This is a genomic window from Pseudomonas sp. NFACC56-3 (assembly GCF_900100025.1).
Classification (GTDB): Bacteria; Pseudomonadota; Gammaproteobacteria; order Pseudomonadales; family Pseudomonadaceae; genus Aquipseudomonas; species Aquipseudomonas fluorescens_AA.
In genome coordinates, this window is record NZ_FMTK01000027.1 from 25,284 (window position 1) to 44,494 (window position 19,211).

Annotated in this window: 19 protein-coding genes; 13 read left to right on the forward strand and 6 right to left on the reverse strand. The window is 59.3% G+C overall.

What is annotated here, in order from left to right; translation table 11 throughout:
- Positions 1-134: 134 nt before the first annotated feature.
- From BLO80_RS26130 to BLO80_RS26160, 6 genes are all read left to right on the forward strand, one after another.
- The gene (locus BLO80_RS26130; protein WP_256574247.1) at positions 135-785 is read left to right on the forward strand and encodes an IclR family transcriptional regulator; all 651 of its coding nucleotides are present in this window, start codon (positions 135-137) and stop codon (positions 783-785) included.
- 562 nt (positions 786-1,347) lie between these two features.
- The gene (locus tag BLO80_RS26140; RefSeq protein ID WP_092332574.1) at positions 1,348-2,493 is read left to right on the forward strand and encodes an acyl-CoA dehydrogenase family protein; all 1,146 of its coding nucleotides are present in this window, start codon (positions 1,348-1,350) and stop codon (positions 2,491-2,493) included.
- A gap of 45 nt (positions 2,494-2,538) precedes the next feature.
- Complete coding sequence (locus BLO80_RS26145) at positions 2,539-3,711, forward strand: thiolase family protein (protein WP_092332576.1); 1,173 nt, start codon at positions 2,539-2,541, stop codon at positions 3,709-3,711.
- Positions 3,708-4,112: a Zn-ribbon domain-containing OB-fold protein gene (locus BLO80_RS26150; protein WP_092332578.1), complete on the forward strand. Its 405-nt coding sequence runs from the start codon at positions 3,708-3,710 to the stop codon at positions 4,110-4,112. Before BLO80_RS26145 ends, BLO80_RS26150 begins: the two co-directional genes overlap by 4 nt.
- Before the next feature lie 9 nt (positions 4,113-4,121).
- A complete protein-coding gene (locus BLO80_RS26155) occupies positions 4,122-4,580 on the forward strand; it encodes a hotdog family protein (RefSeq protein ID WP_092332580.1) in 459 nt (152 codons plus the stop codon).
- 16 nt (positions 4,581-4,596) lie between these two features.
- On the forward strand, positions 4,597-5,376 hold the full coding sequence (locus BLO80_RS26160) for an enoyl-CoA hydratase-related protein (protein ID WP_092198683.1): 780 nt from the start codon (positions 4,597-4,599) through the stop codon (positions 5,374-5,376).
- A 60-nt stretch (positions 5,377-5,436) separates the two neighbouring features.
- Here the strand turns inward: BLO80_RS26160 and BLO80_RS26165 are convergent, their stop codons facing one another.
- From BLO80_RS26165 to BLO80_RS26180, 4 genes are all read right to left on the reverse strand, one after another.
- Positions 5,437-6,573, reverse strand: a complete 1,137-nt coding sequence (locus BLO80_RS26165) for a CaiB/BaiF CoA transferase family protein (protein ID WP_092332582.1) — start codon at positions 6,571-6,573, stop codon at positions 5,437-5,439.
- A 34-nt stretch (positions 6,574-6,607) separates the two neighbouring features.
- Complete coding sequence (locus BLO80_RS26170; protein ID WP_092332584.1) at positions 6,608-7,441, reverse strand: alpha/beta fold hydrolase; 834 nt, start codon at positions 7,439-7,441, stop codon at positions 6,608-6,610.
- A gap of 4 nt (positions 7,442-7,445) precedes the next feature.
- Positions 7,446-8,432: a quinone oxidoreductase family protein gene (locus tag BLO80_RS26175; protein ID WP_092332586.1), complete on the reverse strand. Its 987-nt coding sequence runs from the start codon at positions 8,430-8,432 to the stop codon at positions 7,446-7,448.
- 79 nt (positions 8,433-8,511) lie between these two features.
- Positions 8,512-8,892, reverse strand: a complete 381-nt coding sequence (locus BLO80_RS26180) for a VOC family protein (protein WP_092332588.1) — start codon at positions 8,890-8,892, stop codon at positions 8,512-8,514.
- Positions 8,893-9,188: 296 nt separating this feature from the next.
- Here BLO80_RS26180 and BLO80_RS26185 point away from each other — a divergent pair, with 296 nt between their 5' ends.
- The 3 genes from BLO80_RS26185 (at position 9,189) to BLO80_RS26195 (ending at position 12,928) form a co-directional block, all read left to right on the forward strand.
- Positions 9,189-10,907 carry an FAD-dependent oxidoreductase gene (locus BLO80_RS26185; RefSeq protein ID WP_092332655.1) on the forward strand — a complete coding sequence of 573 codons (1,719 nt, stop codon included), beginning with the start codon at positions 9,189-9,191 and terminating at the stop codon, positions 10,905-10,907.
- Between the two features lie 236 nt (positions 10,908-11,143).
- On the forward strand, positions 11,144-11,551 hold the full coding sequence (locus BLO80_RS30025; protein WP_175459554.1) for a nuclear transport factor 2 family protein: 408 nt from the start codon (positions 11,144-11,146) through the stop codon (positions 11,549-11,551).
- 306 nt (positions 11,552-11,857) lie between these two features.
- Complete coding sequence (locus tag BLO80_RS26195) at positions 11,858-12,928, forward strand: helix-turn-helix domain-containing protein (protein WP_092332592.1); 1,071 nt, start codon at positions 11,858-11,860, stop codon at positions 12,926-12,928.
- Between the two features lie 50 nt (positions 12,929-12,978).
- Here BLO80_RS26195 and BLO80_RS26200 read toward each other — a convergent pair whose 3' ends face one another.
- Together BLO80_RS26200 and BLO80_RS26205 are read right to left on the reverse strand one after the other, a co-directional pair.
- Positions 12,979-13,749 (reverse strand): enoyl-CoA hydratase/isomerase family protein, encoded by a 771-nt coding sequence (locus BLO80_RS26200; protein ID WP_092332594.1) that lies wholly within the window; start codon positions 13,747-13,749, stop codon positions 12,979-12,981.
- A 234-nt stretch (positions 13,750-13,983) separates the two neighbouring features.
- Entirely contained in the window at positions 13,984-14,640 is a 657-nt protein-coding gene (locus BLO80_RS26205) for a TetR/AcrR family transcriptional regulator (protein ID WP_092198662.1), read from the reverse strand.
- A gap of 253 nt (positions 14,641-14,893) precedes the next feature.
- Between BLO80_RS26205 and gloA the strand changes: the two genes are divergently transcribed.
- From gloA to BLO80_RS26225, 4 genes are all read left to right on the forward strand, one after another.
- On the forward strand, positions 14,894-15,379 hold the full coding sequence (gene gloA, locus BLO80_RS26210; RefSeq protein WP_092332596.1) for a lactoylglutathione lyase: 486 nt from the start codon (positions 14,894-14,896) through the stop codon (positions 15,377-15,379).
- A complete protein-coding gene (locus tag BLO80_RS26215; RefSeq protein ID WP_218189386.1) occupies positions 15,372-16,778 on the forward strand; it encodes an FAD-binding oxidoreductase in 1,407 nt (468 codons plus the stop codon). The genes gloA and BLO80_RS26215 overlap by 8 nt, the downstream gene beginning before the upstream one ends.
- 179 nt (positions 16,779-16,957) lie before the next feature.
- A complete protein-coding gene (locus tag BLO80_RS26220) occupies positions 16,958-18,019 on the forward strand; it encodes an acyl-CoA dehydrogenase family protein (protein ID WP_092332598.1) in 1,062 nt (353 codons plus the stop codon).
- 10 nt (positions 18,020-18,029) lie between these two features.
- A complete protein-coding gene (locus BLO80_RS26225) occupies positions 18,030-19,184 on the forward strand; it encodes an acyl-CoA dehydrogenase family protein (protein WP_092332600.1) in 1,155 nt (384 codons plus the stop codon).
- Positions 19,185-19,211 lie beyond the last annotated feature (27 nt).

Here is a 19,211-nt window from a genome sequence, read left to right on the forward strand (position 1 = left end):
CGCCGCGTCGGGCGCCAGGCGAGCGGGGCACCAGCGAGGGAAGGGAGAACGCGCGCCGGTGGCCTAGCCACTTAATGGTGGAAAGCATCAACTAAAACCTAATGATTGGGATCCGGTCAGGTACCACCTACCGCATGCTGAATACGCTGGTAGATCTCGGGTACGTCTCACGAATACCCGAAAGCAAGCGATTTTCCTTAACACTCAAGATCCTCAATTTGGGCTTTCATGCAATTGCCCACACAGACCTGCGCAGTCTGGTCCGTCCTGTGTTGAGGGGGCTCGTCAGCGAAACCAGTGAAGCGGCCAGTTTCGCCGTTCTGCAGGGCGCCGATGTGCTGTATCTGGAGCGTGTAAGGGCGGGCATTACGCGGCTTGGAGTGGACATTCGTATCGGGACGACCGTCCCGGCTTGTCAGACAGCGATTGGTCAATCGATCCTGGCATTTCTGTCCGAGCAAGAAGTGGCGCGTATCGAGGCGCGTTCCTCAGACACGCCCTTCATCAGCAAGACGCTCGCCAAGCCGCTTTCCGAGGTATTGGAGCAAATTCGAAAGGACGGCTACTTGATTACTGATTCGCTGTTCGCAGAAGGCCTTCGAATCCTGGCCGTTCCGGTGCTGGATATCGACGGCTACCCTGTTGGGGCAATCAGTATCGCAGCGCCAGCAGTGCGATGCTCCATTGGAGAACTCGAACGCCGAGCGCTGTCATTGACGATGGCGGCAGCGAAGAATATCGGTCGAGCGCTCCAGGCCAGCGGAAGTGTGAACTCCAGCCTTTGATCACGGCAAACGAGAAAACTTTCCGCCAGCGTCCTCTCGGCTTGAAAAAGCCAGGCGCGAAAAAAGGGCCCTCTCGCGTTTGATCTGACCTAATGAATCTGGACAAAGCTCACTCCCACAGAGAATGAGGTTGGTCACTATCCTTCAAGCAAATCACAAGTTGCCAACCGCCGTTGTTCAAAGGTCGCGCGACTGACGTTGCTTCACGCTCCTATCTTTGACCTGACCGATCAGGCGGAAGCACAACTTCACATCGACAACTTCCACGTTGGAACGCCCGATGCACGCGCGCAGCCGAGGCTGGGTGTCCATCATCCGTGAGTCTGGTGTCCAGATAAAAATCATTTCCATCACGGACAACGGCTGATGGACCTGAGGGCGCAGACTGAGTCCAGTCACCATTGTTTCGAGACACTTGATGCTCGGTGAGCATGCCTGGACATGACACCTACGGTCGCTGCTCTTTTCCGCCTACCGGAAATGCCATCAGCGAACCCGCACAAGCATCAGGAGGAAGGGGCAAGGCTAAGGTGTTTGACGCTCAATTTTGAAGAGGTATTCCATGTCCGAGTCCCAGGCCGCTGTAAGAGAAATTTGCGATGCCATTATCAAGCGGGTAGACCGCGCCTACGTGGCGGAATGTGGGAGAAAGAACGAGTTTCCGCAAAAGCTCTGGGATATGTGGGTGGATACAGGCTTGCTGTCGATGGGGTTGCCTGAAGAGTTCGGAGGGGCGGGTGGTTCCTTGAAGGACATCGTCCTGGCTCTCGACCTGCTGCATCGGGAAGCGTTGCTACTGCCGATTGCGGTGACGAACTTTATGTCTCGCGAACCGATCATGCACTATGCCACCCAGGCTCAAAAAGAACGTTACCTGCCGCCTACTGCCACGGGTGAGGAGTTCTTCAGTTTCGGCATCACCGAGCCGGACTCAGGGACCAACACATTCAAGATTAAAACCACCGCGATTCGCCAACCGGACGGGACGTTCCTCCTTAATGGCGGCAAGACCTACCAGACAGCATTCCTCGAGTCCAGCCACTGCCTGTTGGTTGCCAGGACTTCGCCGCTGGATTCTGAAGATCGCACCCACGGCATCTCGGTGTTCATTGTCGACACCACCTTGCCAGGCATCTCTGCCACCCCCATGAGTATCGGCATGTACTTGCCAGAGCAGCAATACCAGACCTATTTCGACAATGTTGTGTTGCCCGCGGACTCGTTGGTCGGCGAGGAGGGCAAGGGCCTGAGCATCTTGTTCAGCTCATTGAATTCAGAGCGCCTGTTGGTCGCCGCGATGAATGTCGGCCAGGCGGACTACGTGCTCAAGCGCGCCGCGGAGTACGCCAAGGTTCGAGCACCTTTCGGTGTCCCTATCGGCTCCTATCAATCGATCGCGCACCCTATGGCGCGGGCTAAAACCTACGTCGAAGCGGCGCGATTGATGATGTATCAGGCCTGCGATAAGCATGACCGTGGGGAGTCCGTCGGGCTGGATGTGAACATGGTGAAGATCCTCTCTTCCGAAGCGTTCAAGATGGCGGCGGAAATTGCGATGACCACTTTCGGAGGGGCGGGCGTGGATGTCAGCCAGGATATCCTGCCGTTCTATATCGCGGCCCAGAACAACACGGTGGCGCCTGTCAACAATCAGATAGTGCTCAGCTTTATCGCGGAGAAGGCGTTGGGCTTACCCAAGTGCTATTGATCCTATCCCACTTGCGTGGTTTGCCAACAAGTAAGGAGATCGCCCATGGTCGCGGGTGTTGCCATCGCAGCGAGCTATGAGGTACCCCCGACCCGGTTTCCAGAGGTCAGCCCCCATAACCTGTACCGTCAAGTGGCCTTCGCCGCGTTGTCGCAGTGGGGATTGCGTCCCGGCGATGTAAACGGACTGCTGGCGGTGCCGTCCGGACAGGGTGTCAACGAGATCGATATCTACACCCACGAGAAGCTCGGCTCAGAACTGGGGATTACGCCCGGTTTCGCCGAAACCCTCAACGCCGGCGGCGCAAGTTTTGCCATTATGGTTGGTCGCGCTGCCAGTGCGATCCGTGACGGACTCGCAGACTGCGTACTGTGTATCGGTGCGGGCAAGTTCACCAAGCCGGGCGCAGGCGGCGCCGAAGTCATGGCCCGGATGATCAGCGAACCGGATTTCGAGATCGGTTACGGGCCGTTTATCCCGGCGTTGTACGCCCTGATTGCCTCGCGCTTCATGGCCGAGCGCGGGGTTACTTCGGCGGATCTAGCCCGTGTCGCGGTTTCGGCACGTCAGTGGGCCATTCGCAATCCCCGCGCTTTCATGCATGCCAAGGGGGCGATAACCGTCGATGACGTATTGAACTCGCGCATGATCTCTACACCGTTCCATTACCTGGATTGCTCGGTTCCTTGCGACGGAGGCGGGGCAGTGCTGGTCACCACCGATGAAAAGGCGCGGCAGTTAGCCCGTCAACCCGCCTATTTGCTTGGCTATGGCGAGGCTCACAGTCATGGCTCGATCAGTTCGGCCGGCGAGCGTCTGGTACAGACATTGGCTACCCGCACCGGTGCAAGCGCGTTCCGCAGTGCGGGATTGAGCCCTTCGGACATGGACATGGCGATGCTGTACGACGCCTTTTCGTTCACGCCACTGCTCCTGCTCGAGAACCTGGGGTTCACACCACATGGGCATAGCGCTGCATTTGTGCGCAGTGGTGCCATGGATCCGGGCGGATCGTTGCCAGTCAATACCAACGGCGGGTTGTTATCGTTCGGTCATACCGGCGAGGCCTCGGGCATGTCGGTACTGGTGGAAGGCGTCAGGCAGATCATGTCTCAAGCAGGGGCCAACCAACTGGATCGCGTCCGCACGGCGCTCGTTCATTGCTACGGAGGGATGATGTACGAGCACGCAACTTTAATCCTGGGGCGTTCGCGATGACTGCCGGACCGATACCAGAAGTCACTCCCGTTAACCAGCTCTTCTGGGAGGGCACGGCGCTTGGCGAGTTGAGGCTTCGGCGATGTAACTGCTGTGGTCATCTTTTTCGGTTCGTCAGTTCCTGGTGCTCGGCATGCTGGTCCGCTGACCTTGGCTGGATACGTGCAAGCGGTATCGGCCAGGTATCGGCCATGACCGTCGTGCATGTCGCCCCCTATGCGTCGGTGGCTGATCGAGTGCCCTATGTCTTGGCGTTGGTGGCACTGGATGAAGGGCCGGTGATGATGAGTAACATCGTTGATGTGGCAACCGATGACGTCGAGATCGGTATGGCCGTCGAAGTGACCTTCGAGGCACGCGACGGATTGCAACTTCCACAATTCCGTCCCATCAGAGGGTGACCGGTGCCTATGGAAAACTACAGCAAGCTGCGTTTTCGGGATCTGAAGGTGGGGGATCGCTTCGATCTAGGTACGCATGCGTTGAGCCTGGAAGAAATGCTGGCCTTTGCGTCGAAATACGACCCGCAACCCTTTCACCTGGACGATGAAAGCGCCCGCGCGAACCCATTGTTCGAGCGTACCTCGGCGAGCGGTTGGCTGAGCATCATGCTCCTGCAGAAGTTGATCGGCGATTTCTGGAAAGCCACACAGGTACAGGGGCTGGCCGGTGCCGGCGTAGACCGTATCGAATGGGCGGCGCCGACCTATGCCGATGAGCCCTTGCAATGCACGATGTTGCTGGAGATGGTTCGCGCCTCTGCCTCCAAGCCACAACTGGGGCTGATGACCATGTGTGTGACCTTGACCAAGGAGCATCAGCAACTCGCGACATTGCTGCGCATCACCGGTGTTTTCAAGAACGATTGACCACGGAGCCAGCCTCATGAAGGTTTATCAAGATATTCTCGTGGAAGAAAGCAATGGCGTGATGAACCTCACGCTGAACCGGCCGGACGCTTTGAATGCGCTACGGACCCAGACACTTCAGGATATCGTCCACGCGCTGGATGACCTCAGGGATCGCGGCAGCGCCCGTGTATTGGTGTTGACCGGTATGGGCCGGGCATTTTCAGCGGGGGCCGACCTTGCGGCGGGTGACGGCAATGGTGACCTGGGTTACAAGGTCGAGCACTTCTACAACCCCATTCTGGAAACACTGATGGCGCTGCCTGTGCCCGTCATCAGCGTGGTCAACGGGCCAGCGGTCGGTGCCGGCTGCGCGCTTGCGTTGGCCGGGGACATCGTCCTGGCGAGCCGTTCGGCCTATTTTCTCCAGGCGTTCATCAATATTGGCCTGGTTCCCGATGCCGGCAGCACCTGGTTGCTGCCGCGGTTGATGGGACGTGCGCGAGCCCAAGCGATGATGATGTTGGGCGAGCGCATCAGTGCGCAGAAAGCCGAAGCATGGGGAATGATCTATCAAGTGGTGGATGACGAACTGCTCGCCAGCGAGTCGGCCGCGCTGGCACAACGTCTGGCGGCAGGGCCGACCAAGGCGTACGCGCTCATTCGTCAGGGCGTGCGCTATGCGTTGGATCATTCGCTGACCGAGGCCCTGGTAGCCGAGCGTCGCAGCCAGCGTATTGCCGGCTCGACGGAGGATTTCGCCGAAGGGGTGGCAGCGTTTCGGGAAAAGCGCCAGGCGCTGTTCCAAGGGCGGTAACAGCCAATACTGGCACCCAGTCCCGTCCACATGCAGACCAGGTGCCGGCCTTATCGGCGATCAACCGCGCTTGCCTGATGCTCCCTGGCTCAGCAGGTAATCGATATCACACACGTCGACTCCCCAATCGATCAACGTCGTACGCGACGCTACGCCGCGCAAGGAACCCTGCACGACCCCCGGCGTTCGTGAGAAGCGCGGTGCCGGCGCAGGCTGATGCACGCCGTCTATCTCGATGAACGCTTCGCGGGCAACGTTATGCGGGTCGAGCGCCGCTTCCGCCGCATCGAGCACCGGGGCGAAACAAGTGTCGGCGTTGCCCATGATCGCAACCCATTCGTCGCGGGTTTTGCTGGCGAACGTATGTTCGAATACCGCTTTCATTTCGGGCCATGATGCGCGGTCCATCTGCGGCTGGGGCAGGGCATCGAGCAGCCCGGTCTTCTCGAGCAACAACGCATAGAACTGCGGCTCGATCGCCCCAATCGCGACGAACTTCCCGTCAGCGCAACGGTAGGTGTCGTAGAAAGGTGCTCCGCCATCCAGCAGGTTGGTGGCGCGCTCCTCCTGCCATCTCCCCATTGCACGGAGCTTGTAGAAAACAGACGTGAGGTAGCACGTCCCGTCCGAGATAGAGGCATCCACCACTTGTCCCTGGCCACTACTTCGCGCATTCATCACCGCAGCGAGGAGGCCTACAGCCAGCATCATGGCCCCGCCACCATAGTCTCCCACCAGGTTCAGCGGAGGAACTGGCTTGTCCTGCGTACCGATACCCGCCAACGCGCCGGTAATGGCGATGTAGTTGATGTCATGGCCGGCGCGTTGCGCATAGGGACCGTACTGGCCCCACCCGGTCATCCGGCCATACACCAGGCGTGGGTTGCGTGCCAGCATCACCTGCGGACCAAGGCCAAGGCGTTCCATCACCCCCGGTCGGTAACCTTCGATCACGATGTCGGCCTGGTCACAGATGGCCAGGCACGAGGAAATCGAGCGGCTGTCTTTCAGGTTCGCCGAAATGGCGCGACGCCCGCGTCCATCGACATGCACCGCCTGGTTTCCAGGCGCGCCGGTGTCACGATCGATGCGCACGACCTGTGCTCCCATGTCGGAGAGCACCATGGCACAAAAAGGGCCGGGACCGATGCCGGCGAACTCCACAACTTTCAAACCTTGAAGAGGACCAGAAGTCATTTTTCCACCACGCCATCTAGGCTTTGATTAATGGTCATCTGCGCTGCACGCGCTTGATGAAATCCAGGATGCCCGAATTGAATGCATCGTTGCGGTCACCGACCACCATGTGCCCGGCGCCTTGCACATTCAAATACTCGGCGGCGGGAGCAAGAGCGATGAAGTGCTTGGCTTCTTCCTCGGTGACGATGTTGCTCTTGTCCCCTCGAATCAACAGCATGGGGATCGTCAGTGCACGGGTCGCCGCTTCCAGCCGGGCCTGGGTGAGTGCCTGGGCATGGTTGTTGCCGGAGACCAGGAGCGGATCCCAGTGCCAGAACCAGCGGTCGCCGCGTTTACGCAAATTGCGCGCAAGGCCAGAACTGTCGGCCTGGCGCGGCCGGTGAGGCAAGTAATGGGCAACGGCTTCGGCAGCTGCATCAAGGCTATCGAAGCCTTGTGCATTGCCCCGCATGAACGCGGATATCTGCCTGGCGCCTTCGGCGTTAATGCGCGGCGTAACATCCACCAGCACCAGAGCCCGAGCGATCGAAGTACTGGCTTCTCCGGCCGCCGCGAGCGCCGTCATTCCCCCCATCGAGGCGCCTACCAGGATCGGCGCGGACGGTATGTGGTGCAGAACCGCACGCAAGTCCGCGACCATGGCATCCAATGAGTAATCCCCGCGCGGGTCCCAATCACTTTCGCCATGTCCCCGTGCGTCGAGTGAGATGACGTAATGCCCGGCCGCTACCAGCGCGTCGAACACATTGTTCCAGCTGTGACGGGTCTGCCCCCCGCCATGCAACAGGACGACGGGAGGATGCGCAGGGTTTCCACCTATGCTCGCCGCCAGGGCAAGTCCGTCCGCGCTTTCGAAACAGTGCATGGCTTCAGATAGCCAGCGCAACGGCGCCGAACGGGCGTTGGGTCGCCATGTAGCGCAGGGCTTGGGGTGCCTGATCGAAAGGGAAGCTCTTGTCGAACAGGACCTTGATTTTCCCCTCGTCGCAGAACCCACGGAAAACTTCCCAGGCTTCCTGCCATTCAGCGGCAGAGCTGGTGTACACGCCGAATCCCTGGATACTGCCGCGCACCAGAATCAGGTCGGCGAGGGCAACCTTCGACTGGCGCCCGGCGGCAAAACCCAGGGTGATGGTTTTGCCATAGCGCTTCATGCATTTGATCGCTTCGGCAATGACTTGCCCACCCAACGAATCGATGACGATGTCGACGCCTTCTCCATTCGTACCTGCCAGGACGCCTTCAGCCAGGCTCTGCTGTGACATGTCGATGACATTGTCAAAGCCATGTTCGGCTGCGCGCGCGGCCTTTTCCGAGGAACTGGTCGAGGAAAAGACTTTGCTCGCGCCCATGGCCTTTGCCAATTGATAGGCGGCATTGCCCACCGAACCGCCGATACCGGTGGCAAGTACGGTCTTGCCGGGCGCCATTCCCGCCTCCTTGAGAGCCATATAAGCCGTCGGGTAAGCCACCACGGCCTGGGCGGCTTCGGCATCCGATACGCTGTCCGGAATACGGGTCAGGTGTGCGGCGTCGACGGCCACGTATTCTGCCCAACTGCCGGGGCGCATGAACCCATAGACGAAAGCACCGAACATTACCCGTTCGCCTTTCTTGAACCCGGTGGTCCCTTCATTGGCGACCTTGCCGGCGCCCTGGTTGCCGGGTTGGATCGGTAGGACTGCGGCGGGGAAGTTGTCTTCGTTTTCATCGTTGATCACGGCGTTGTCAAAGGGCACTACCCCTGGAGCAGTCATGCGGACCAGCACTTCATTTTCTGCGATGGACGGGATGTTTGCGTCGATCAGGTCCAGGTCCGCGGTTCCTGTCTGGGTATTGAGCATCCAGGCTTTCATGTATGGGTTCCCCTGTGTCTGTTATTGGCGTTCAGGCCTGGGCGGTCATCGCCCAGGGACACTCAAAGGTGCGTGCGTATCACTGCGCCGCGTAGCAATAGGTCGCGAGTTTGTTTCCATCAGGATCGCGTACATAGGCACCGTAGGCGGTCGGCGCGACGGGGCGCGGGCCAGGTTTTCCGGCGCAGCTCCCGCCATTTGAAAGTGCTGCGGCATGAAAGGCATCGACGGCGGCGCGGGAGGCAGATGCAAAACTGATGGTGATGCCGTTGCCAGCGCTGGCAGGCTTGCCGTCGATAGGTGCAGTGATCATGAGTTCAGGAACTTCAGCACCATAAAAGGATGAGCTGGGCATGTCACCGAGCCGCTTCAGACCCAGTGCGCCCAATACGGCATCATAGAAACGACGTGACTGCTCAATGTTGTTGGTGCCAATTGCAACGTGCGTGTAGATGGACATGCTCCACTCCTGCGCAATGATTGGGGGGCGTGGCCTTGCCGCCACGCGATACGGGCCTGTATCACAGGACCTGCGGACGTATTGCCATGGAGGAGACGCGATGGCGAGCGTTTTCCCACCAGCGTGCGGCGTAATACAAGTTCAAGCTCGGCGTCAGACAATCTCGGTGCGGACAAGCTGCTTACACTCGTAAAAACAGTGCAGGCGCAATGACGTTGTTTCGCTGTAGGCAGCGACTCATGCATGTGCTTCGCACGGACGGTCCTCAATCGGCAAGCACGGGGCGCGAAGCGCAAATGAATGAAACGTATGATGTTGTCGTAGTGGGCTCTGGCGCCGCCGGCATGGCGGCCGCCTTGCGGGCATCCTGCTTGGGGATGTCGGTGCTGATCCTGGAGAAGGCACATAAGTTCGGCGGCACGTCGGCCACTTCGGGCGGTGTGCTCTGGATTCCCAATCATGGCCTGGGTACCGATGACAGCCGTGAAGAGACCCTGCGTTATCTGAATGCCGTCATCGAGGGCGACGTTCGCCGCGACCGCCTCGAAAGCTTTGTCGACCAAGGACCCGAAATGGTCGCTTTCCTGCGTTCTGTTGGCATCGATTTACAGGTGATGCCCTGGTCAGACTACTTTGCCGAATACCCCGGCGCTCGCGCGGATCGCTCATTGGTTTGTCCGATGTACGACGGTCGAAGGTTGGAAGAGGAATTCCATTTGATCCGTGAGCAGTTCACCCGATTCAAGCTGCTGAATCGCTATACGATGGACTTCAATGAAGCCTTCGGCATCGCTGCAAAAGCCCCGGGCTGGATCGCAACCTTGGCCCGTGTGGTGGGCCGCTACTGGAAAGACTGGGGCACGCGGCGGGTGACGCGCCGCGACCGTTTGCTCAGCCTCGGCGGCGCGCTGATCGCACCGATGCGCGAACTACTGCGCAAGCGTGGAGTCGAGTTGCGCCTGGGCGCGGCTGTCAAGAAGCTGTTGATGGAAGACGGCAGGGTTTGTGGAGTAGAGGTCGAGCGGTTAGGGCACACTCGTCTCATCCGTGCCTCCCGGGGGGTGGTCGTTTGCGCGGGCGGATTCGAATGGAACCAGGCATTGCGCGACCGATACTTTACCGTGGCTGGCGATCGGCGCTGGAGTAGCACGCCCGAAGAGGCTAACCGTGGAGAGCTACTGCTGGCGGGCCTGGAGGTCGGTGCTGACGTCGAATTCATGGAAAACGGTTGGTGGGTGCCGACAATGTCCAGACCCATGCCGGGGGTTTCGAATTTCCACGAGATCCACCAAGCAACCTTTGACGTGGGCCGCCCCCATAGCGTTTGCGTGAATCGCGAGGGGGACCGGTTCGTGAACGAGGCCTGTGGTTATGACCGTTTCGGTAACGCCATGATTCAGGATCATCTCAAGACCGGCAAGAATGCACCGTGCTGGCTGGTCTTTGATGCGACGTTTCGGCGTAAATTCCCGGCTGGAGGTTATATGCCCTCACCGATCATGCCAGACCGTAGTATCGGCCCGGATGAGTGGGACCATTACATCTACAAGGCGCCGACCGTCGCTGAGTTGGCCGTGAAGATCGGCCTGGAGCCGGCCAGGCTCGAGTCCACGGTCCAGCGTATGAACGAATACGCCCGCTCTGGAGTGGATCCCGAGTTCGGTCGCGGCAACACCGATTATGACCGCACCTTCGGTGACGCCAGGGTCAAACCCAATCCTTGCCTGGGCCACATCGGGCTACCACCGTTCTACGCCGTGGCGATCGACCTGGGAGATCTTGGTACCAAGGGTGGCTTGAAATCGGATGATCGGGCGCGCGTTCTGGATACCCAAGGGCGTCCGATTCCGGGACTGTATGCGGCAGGGAACGCCTCGGGTTCTCCATTCGGCAATGCTTACCCTGGCGCTGGCGGAACAATCGGACCGGCCATGGTGTTCGGCTATGTGGCGGCCAACGAAATGGCTCGCGCATTGGCGGCCCCAAGTGGATCGAGAGTGGCCGCCAGCGCTTGATGAGCTGCGTCACGGCGCAGCTTGTTCGAAGGTCGTCGAGTGTCCCCTTGCCAACTTTTGTCTGCCTGACAACCGACCTTTGGCGGCCCCATCAATGCAGGAGAGGGCAAGGCCGGATTCGGCCCGGGACAAACGGTTCGACAGGCCGCCTTTATGCTGTCTTGACGGGCACAGCTGTCGGCCCGTGGGTTGCCATTCACATCCGCGTGACGACTAATAGCAAGAGGAATGAACTTGTGAGCCAGGATGAAAATATCGCTAACGCTTCAACCCTGCGTGCGTTCTACGACGCGATCTTTACCAATGATTGGGCTGCGGTTGAACGTGTGGTCGCCGCCGACCTGGTGGTCCACGAAGCGGAGGGACTGCCCTATGGCGGGGTCTATCATGGTATCGACCAATTACAGTCTTTGTTCGGCCAAGTGGTCAGTTACTGGGATGACCTGAAGATCAACGTCATTGCCGTTACTGCAGGTGACAGCTATGCGATAGGGTTGCTGCAGTTTTCAGGTCGCTCCAAGGCGCGGGGCATTGCCGTGTCCATGCCAGTCAGCGAGGTCACGCAGTTCAAGGACGGTCGTATCTGCAGCATCAGGCCGATCTATTGGGACACCAAGCTGATATCCGAGGCCGTCACGGCCTGAGTGGAGAGGCAAGCCAACACTTGGCTTGCCTTATGCGCCACATCCACATACAGCAGTTGCCATGGGGCGCCTTGCACTCACCTGACTGTGGCTCCTTTTCGATGGCCTGACAGCACTTCGCTGGGGCTTACGCCTTCCTTTTTCCCCGAGATCGATGAACGTCTGTCGCCCGATGCTTCGGCATTGCGGCGACACTTGACGCGTCCAGGCATGTCCGCTAGATTTTGGACAACACGTGTCGAATAACAAGTCACGTGGGTTTTTTGGCAACGCCTATCAAAAAAATAAGAAAAGAGGGACGCATGCATGAACACCGTATCAGCCGTCGCCGCCCAACGCCTGCCTGTCAATAGCCTTCCAAGTGACCGAGAGTTTGCCTGGACCAAGCCGTTCCTCCTGCAACATGCCAATTGGATCGAACCGCTCAAATACGAGTACTACGATTGCGATATCGAAAGCCTGGCCAGTGATCGTAAATTCGACTTGGTGGCTCGCCGAGGTATTACTTCTCCTTGCCCCGTGACGCTTCTGTCGTCCCGGCGCCGGTACGCATTCTGGCGGTCCTGGAATCACATCAGCGACAACAAGGAAAACCTCGTCATGCTCCGTTACGTCAAGTCAGGGGAGTTTTCCCTGTCTCAATGTGGCGTAACCATGAAGGTCGGTCCTGGACAATTTGCAATCAGTCGCAGCAACGTGCCATTTCGCTGGGAGAGCCTGGCGAACGACATGACCTTGTCGGAGTACTATTCCATCCTGCTCCCGCTTGATTTGGTGCACCGCCACTTCCCCAACGGTATCCCGTTGAAGAACCGACTTTGCACGCCCGCCGAATGGCGCCTCGCCATGCCGACCTTGTTCTCCATGCTGAGTGGCCAGGGTCGGGAGCTGGAGCGTCATGTGGTCGATTTGCTGATCGAAACCTTGCTGACTGAAGCGCAATGCGTGGTCCAGGGGGCCGGCGTGCCATTGGAAGCGCGCAAGCACATCAGTGAGAAGCGACATGAGGAGATACTGGCGTACATTTCCCTGCACCTGGCGAACCCGGACATATCCGCGTCCGCGGTTGCCCGTGGCTGCGGCATCTCCCCCCGTTATCTCTGTCACCTGTTGAAACTCAAAGGAACGTCATTCTCGGATCTGCTATGGGAGGAGCGGCTGAAGCAAACAGGCGAGTGGCTGTTGGCGCTGGATACCCGCCATTACACCATCTCTGAAATCGCCTATATGAACGGGTTCAAGACCGCCGCTCACTTCAGCCGCTTGTTCAGAAGCTACTGGGGCTGTTCGCCGCGTGAATTCCGGCAGTCGGAGGGTAAGCGCGCGACCCGACCTCTGGGACATGTCGAGGGTGAGTCGCCGCGTTATCTGTGCTGATCAGCCTTCATGAGCAACGCGCAGTGCTGTGGCCCTGAAAGCCGCAGGTGTTAGCGCCGCAATTGGTTGATGGTATTTTGGACGTCCGGGCGGGTCATGCTTTCCATTTCATAGGCAAGGCCAAGCTCAAGCACAAGGTTGGCTTTTTCATGAGTCAACCGCGCAAAGGCGCGTTTGGTGCCTTCAACGCCAGCCACGGGGAGATGGGCGATGAGTTCGCCGATTTCCCGGGCGCGGGGTAAAACCCCATCGGGTGAGTCGGTCAGATCGGTCACCAACCCCATCTGATAGGCTTGTTCAGCGGTAATGGCTTCGCCTGTCAACAGATAGCGCTTGGCCCGGTTGATACCTACCGACTGTGTCCAGCCAATGATGCCACCGTCGCCAGCGACCAGCCCGATGGTCACGTGGGGGTCGGAAATCCTGGCCGTCCGGGAGGCCACTACCACATCGCAAAGGCTCATGATCGTGGTGCCCAGGCCTGCCGCTGCACCCTGGACGGCGGCGATAACCGGAACAGGCAGATCCGTCAGTGCGTTGAACAGGGTCCTGGCCAGCCAAGTCATCTTGCTGCGGATCTCGCTTGAGTTCGCCGCTGCAATAATCTCATCGAAATCGCCTCCCGCCGAAAACACCTTGCCTTCAGCCGAAAGAATGAGGACACGGGCTGTCTTGTCATTCGCGACCGCATTCAATGCCTGGATGAATTCGACATGGGCGATTTCGTCGAACCGGTTCAGCAGCGCAGGCCGGTTGAGTCGAAGATGGGCCAGGGGCTCTCCAAGCTGGAGTGTGAGCGTCGTATAGGTTTTGTCTGGCATGAGCAGCTCCGTTTCAATGAGGAACGATGGACGTGGCAGAAAACTGCCGACTCCACGAGAACGTGCTCCAGTCTGCTTGTCGTTGGGTGCTCCCGCAGGAGCGGTGACAGGGTACCGGGCGATTTGACGTTATCACCGGCGCTTGCGGCTACTTGTCTGTAGGCGCACCCGGTTTCAACGGGCCAGTGCATGTCTGAAGAACAGACCGGGGAGTAGCGCCCCGGTGGCAGCACACTACTGTGGGGGGAGGGGGGCGAACAGCTCGTTCCAGAGCAGGTTGGCAAGCGCGTCGATAGGGTCGTAAGTGCCGAAATCCAGCTCTTGGCACAGTAAGTGAAACTCCAGGCGATGCAGCATGACGAACAGGCAGACGATCTTCATTCTGGCCATCGGCCGTTGGTCTTCCGGCCAGCGTGCGACCGTATTGACCATGACCCGCTCGGCGATGCGGACAAAGTAGTCCAGGTATTCCTGACCGAAGCGTGGGTCTGCGGAACTGGCTTCATGAATGATATCGACCATTACCTTTTCGCTGCGTCGATGGTTCAAGTCGTTTTCCAGCCAAACCCGGATATCGGCCTTGCTCGGCTCGACCATTTTATCCAGCTGGCGGAACCGATCCGATACCGCCATGGAGGACCGGCGCCCAATCCCAGCGGCGATATCAAGCTTGTCCGAAAAGTGGAGATAGAAGGTCGCACGATTGGCACCGGCACGTTTCATGATTTCATCAATGGTCGCGGCGCGATAACCCACTGCACTGAAGACTTCGAATGCGGCATCGAGCAAGCGGTCGCGCGTCCGCAATTTCTGCTCTTCGCGAATCGAGAGCCGTGGCGCGGCTACGTTCTGCTGTGTTTGCGGATAGTCCTTGATTGGGTCCAGGCCCATGGGTGATTTCCTCCGGCAGGTTTATTGAATTGAGTATACGCAGCGGTCAGCCTGGAAAGTAGACGTTTATCGGCTCAGGCGACAGTTGATGATAAAGACAACGCCATACCCACCCTGAAATCCGAGTGACTGCGCGAGCGTGCAGGGTACTTTCAGTGCTGGAATGGACAAGCCGGGGCAAGGGAGCTTGATAGATTCGCTGTCATTCGACCGCGCTTCGCGGTCCTGCCCGGACACCTATGTGGAGTTTCAGATGAGCGACGAGCGCACGGCTGTTAAAGCGCCTCAGGCGGCGGATAAAACGGTGGATGGCAGCCTTTGGGTATGGGGGGCGAACGCTACCCAGCCTCGTCTGCTGCATTCGATGATCAGGGTGCGCGACCTGGCCAAGTCCCTTGATTTCTATTGCGAAGGCCTCGGTATGGCACCGATCAGCCGCTTCGACAGCGAGCAGGGACGCTTCTCCCTGGTCTTTCTGTCATACACCGATTTCGCCAGCGGTCCGGCGATCGAGTTGACTCACAACTGGGACCAGCCCGACGACTACACCCATGGTAGTGGTTTTGGCCACCTCGCTATCGGCGTGCCGGATATCCATGCCATGTGCCGAAAATTGGAGGCCCATGGTGGCGCGGTCAGCACGGCGCCGAAAATAATGGTTCCTGGCGCACCGGCATTGGCCTTTGTCAAAGATCCCGATGGCTACTCCATCGAGCTCATCCAGACCCTGCATGGCTGATGACGACATGACAACATCTCCCCCCCTGAACAGCGAACTCTATAAACAGATTGTGGCGGTGACCGGCCCTTCAGGGGTGTTGACGGGAACCGATGCCTCATCGCGATCCTGCGACCCACTCTGCATAACGCCTACCCTGGCCGGCATGATCGTTCGCCCCGCCGACATCGAGCAGTTGGCGAGGGTGATCAGTCTGTGCGCGCGCTTCAATCAGCCCATGGTCGTACAGGGCGGCAGGACGGGAGTCGCGGGAGGTGCCTACAGTGAGCCGGATGATGTGGTCATTTCGCTTGAGCGCATGAATAAAATCGAAGACATCTGCGTCGCGAGCCAAACAGCGGTCGTGCAGGCCGGTGTCACCATTGAAGCGTTGCAGAACGCGGTGCAGGCGCAAGGTCTCTTCTATCCCATCGACCTGGGTTCCAAGGGGACTGCCACATTGGGCGGGACCATCGCGACCAATGCGGGTGGCAACCGGGTCATTCGCTGGGGCATGACCCGGCAGAACATCTTGGGGATCGAGGCCGTACTGGCCGATGGCACGCTGGTGTCGAGCCTGGGGCGCCTGCTGAAGAACAACACCGGCTACGATCTCAAGCATCTGTTCATCGGCTCTGAGGGCACCTTCGGCGTTGTCAGTCGCGCAGTCGTCAAGCTGGTGCCGTTGCCATCCACACATTACGTGGCGTTTGTTTCCGTCGCCAGCTTCGACAAGGTGGTGGCGCTGCTGGCACGGGCGCGTCGCTTGCCCATACTCAGCGCGTTTGAGGTGATGTGGAGCGATTTCTACTCGTTGGTAGCGCCCGATGCGCTGAGCAAGGGGCCAGTCGCCCCTGGTCAGCCCTATTACATATTGATTGAAGGCCTGGGCTACAACGAAACGGCCGACCAGATGATTTTCAATGAATTTCTCGAAGAGGCCCTGGCCAGCGAGCTGATGGTCGACGCGGTGGTCGCTGCCTCGGAAAAGCAGTGCCAGGATTTCTGGCGGGTGCGCGAAGGCACTGAAGCCATCGTGCGTGAGATGTCGCCGTTCATCGCGTTCGACGTCAGCGTGGAAATTCCATGCGTCGAAGCCTATCTGAGCGCCGTGCGTGAAGCGTTGTGTACGCCCTATCCCGAAGCCAGGTTTGTCACGTTTGGGCATCTGGGCGACAACAACATTCATTTGGGAATCACGGTCGGCCCCCATACCCATGAAGTCGCCCATCATATCGAACAGTTGGTGTATGCCGCATTGCCCCGGTTTGGTGGAGCGATTACCGCAGAACATGGCATTGGCCAATTCAAGAAAGCCTTCATGAAGGAACAGAAGTCCTCCGGTGAAAAGGAAGTCATGCGCCGCATGCGCGCGGCCATGGACCCTGCGCGCCTGATCAACCGCGAAGTGATGTTTTAGCAACCTGTCACCGCGGGAGGATGGATAAGAGTGGGTGCGGGCAAGGGCAATGCCGTTGCCGTCCGGCCCTATACAGTCCCTTGAACGCTTGCCGCCGTAGCCTCTCCCAGTTTTTCCAACGTGCGACCGACGTCGCCAAGGAGGCGACGGGGCGCCATGCTGGCCGATGAGTTGACACTATGAACCAAACAGACAACGTTTTATCGCACTCGGTGACTCGCCTGTTCGAAGACCTGTGCACCGACGAATATCTACGCAGGGCCGAACAGGGCGAATGGTTGGCATCGCACTGGCAGGCCATCGAGGAACTGGGCCTGCCCATGGCGCTGCTCAGCGAAGAGGCGGGCGGCTTTGGGATGGACCCAGCAGAGTCGTTACGACTGCTGCAACTGGCTGGCAGGTTTGCCTTGCCGCTGCCGTTGGCAGAAACCATGCTCGCCAACTTCAGGCTCGGCGAAGCGGGGTTCACAGTCGGCTCCGGGGTGTCGGTAATGGCGCTGACGCATGACGCCAAGCCGTTGCAACTGTCCAGACAACCTGGCGGCTGGCGATTGTCGGGTGAGTGTCCGAACGTACCCTGGGGGCGCCACGCCGAAAGGATCGCAGTGCCCTGTGGGCAACCTGACGGGCTGTACCTGATTGAACTGCCGCAAGGCGCATGGCGGGTTGAGATCGGCCTCAATCTCGCCGGAGCCCCTGATGATCGTTTGATCGTCAATTGCACCTTGCCTGATGCAGCCGTGAAACCGGCGCCGCATGGGCTCGATACCTACATCGCCGATGAAGCCGCCACCCGGGTGCTGCTGATTTCAGGGGCCTTGGAGCGTGTGCTGGAAATGACGGTGCAGTACGCCAGCGAGCGTAGCCAGTTTGGCAAGCCAATCGGCAAATTTCAGGTGATCCAGCAGAACCTGGCGCTGCTGGCCAGTCATACCTGCGCCGCCGCTGCCGCCGCCGACCGGGCAGTGCGTGCACTGGTCGACGGCCGGTCCCTCATTCCGATTGCGATGGCCAAGTCCCGCGCTGGCGAGGCCGCCAGCGTTGCTTGCGGATTGGCCCATCAGATTCATGGCGCCATCGGATTCACAGCCGAGCATCGCCTGCACTTCTTCACCAAGTTGCTCTGGACCTGCCGCGACCAGGGCGCAAGCGAAGCCTACTGGAACCGTCGGATCGGCCAATACCTGATTCAGGCCAGTGCCGACGCCGATGATCTGTGGCCCATTCTTTCGTCCCTCTGAGAGACTCACCATGACTCCCCAATTCAATTTCACGGAGTTGGACAGGGGCGATTCGCTCGAGTCGCTCCGCCAGCAAGTGCGCGACTTCATCAGCGAGCACGGCGCCCATTGGTCGGCCCTGCAACGAGGTGAATCCTGGAGTGGATTCGATGCCGACTTCAGTGCAAAACTCGGCGCCCGTGGCTGGATCGGCATGACGTGGCCGAAGATATATGGCGGTCACGAGCGCACGGCGTTTGAGCGCTACGTAGTGCTGGAGGAACTATTGGCCGCCGGCGCACCGGTGGCCGCGCACTGGTTCGCCGATCGGCAGACGGGACCGTTGTTGCTCAAGTTCGGCACCGAAGCACAAAAGCGCACATTGTTGCCACGCATGGCCCGAGGCGAATGCTTTACCAGCATCGGGATGAGCGAACCCAACTCCGGCTCGGACCTCGCGGCGGTAGAGACGCGAGCCGTACCGGTCGAGGGCGGATGGCGGGTCAATGGCACCAAGCTATGGACGACCTATGCCCATGAGGCGCATTACATGGTGCTGTTCTGCCGCACCGACGGCGCTCGTGCCGATCGTCAAAGCGGAACGAGTCAGTTGCTGGTGGACTTGAAAACCCCGGGTATCAAGATAAACCCGGTCATGGACATGGCCGACCGGCACCACTTCAACGAAGTCGTCTTCGAGGACGTTTTTTTGGCCGACGACGCACTGATCGGCACCCAGGGCCAAGGTTGGGCTCAGGTCACCAGTGAGCTGGCCTTCGAACGCAGCGGGCCGGAACGCTACCTGTCGTCCTTTCGAGTGCTGGTGGAGCTCGTGCGCTCATTACGCGGGGCTGCGGATGATGTACAGGCACTCGCCATCGGTCGTCTTGCCAGCCACATCGTGACACTGCGGCATTTGTCCAGGAGCGTGACCTCGATGCTCCAGAAAGGGCAGGACCCGCAGCTCCAGGCCTCTATCGTCAAAGACCTCGGTGCGGTACTGGAGCAAGAGATACCTGAGATCGCACGCTCGCTGTTCATACACGATCGAGCAGGTCCCAGGGCGGATAACCGTCTGTTCGAGGTGCTGTCCCAGTCCGTCATGAACGCCCCTTCGTATTCATTGCGAGGCGGTACCCGCGAAATCCTGCGCGGCATCATCTCCCGGGGCCTGGGCCTGCGCTGAACCCCACTTTTCAATCGCTTGGAGAAT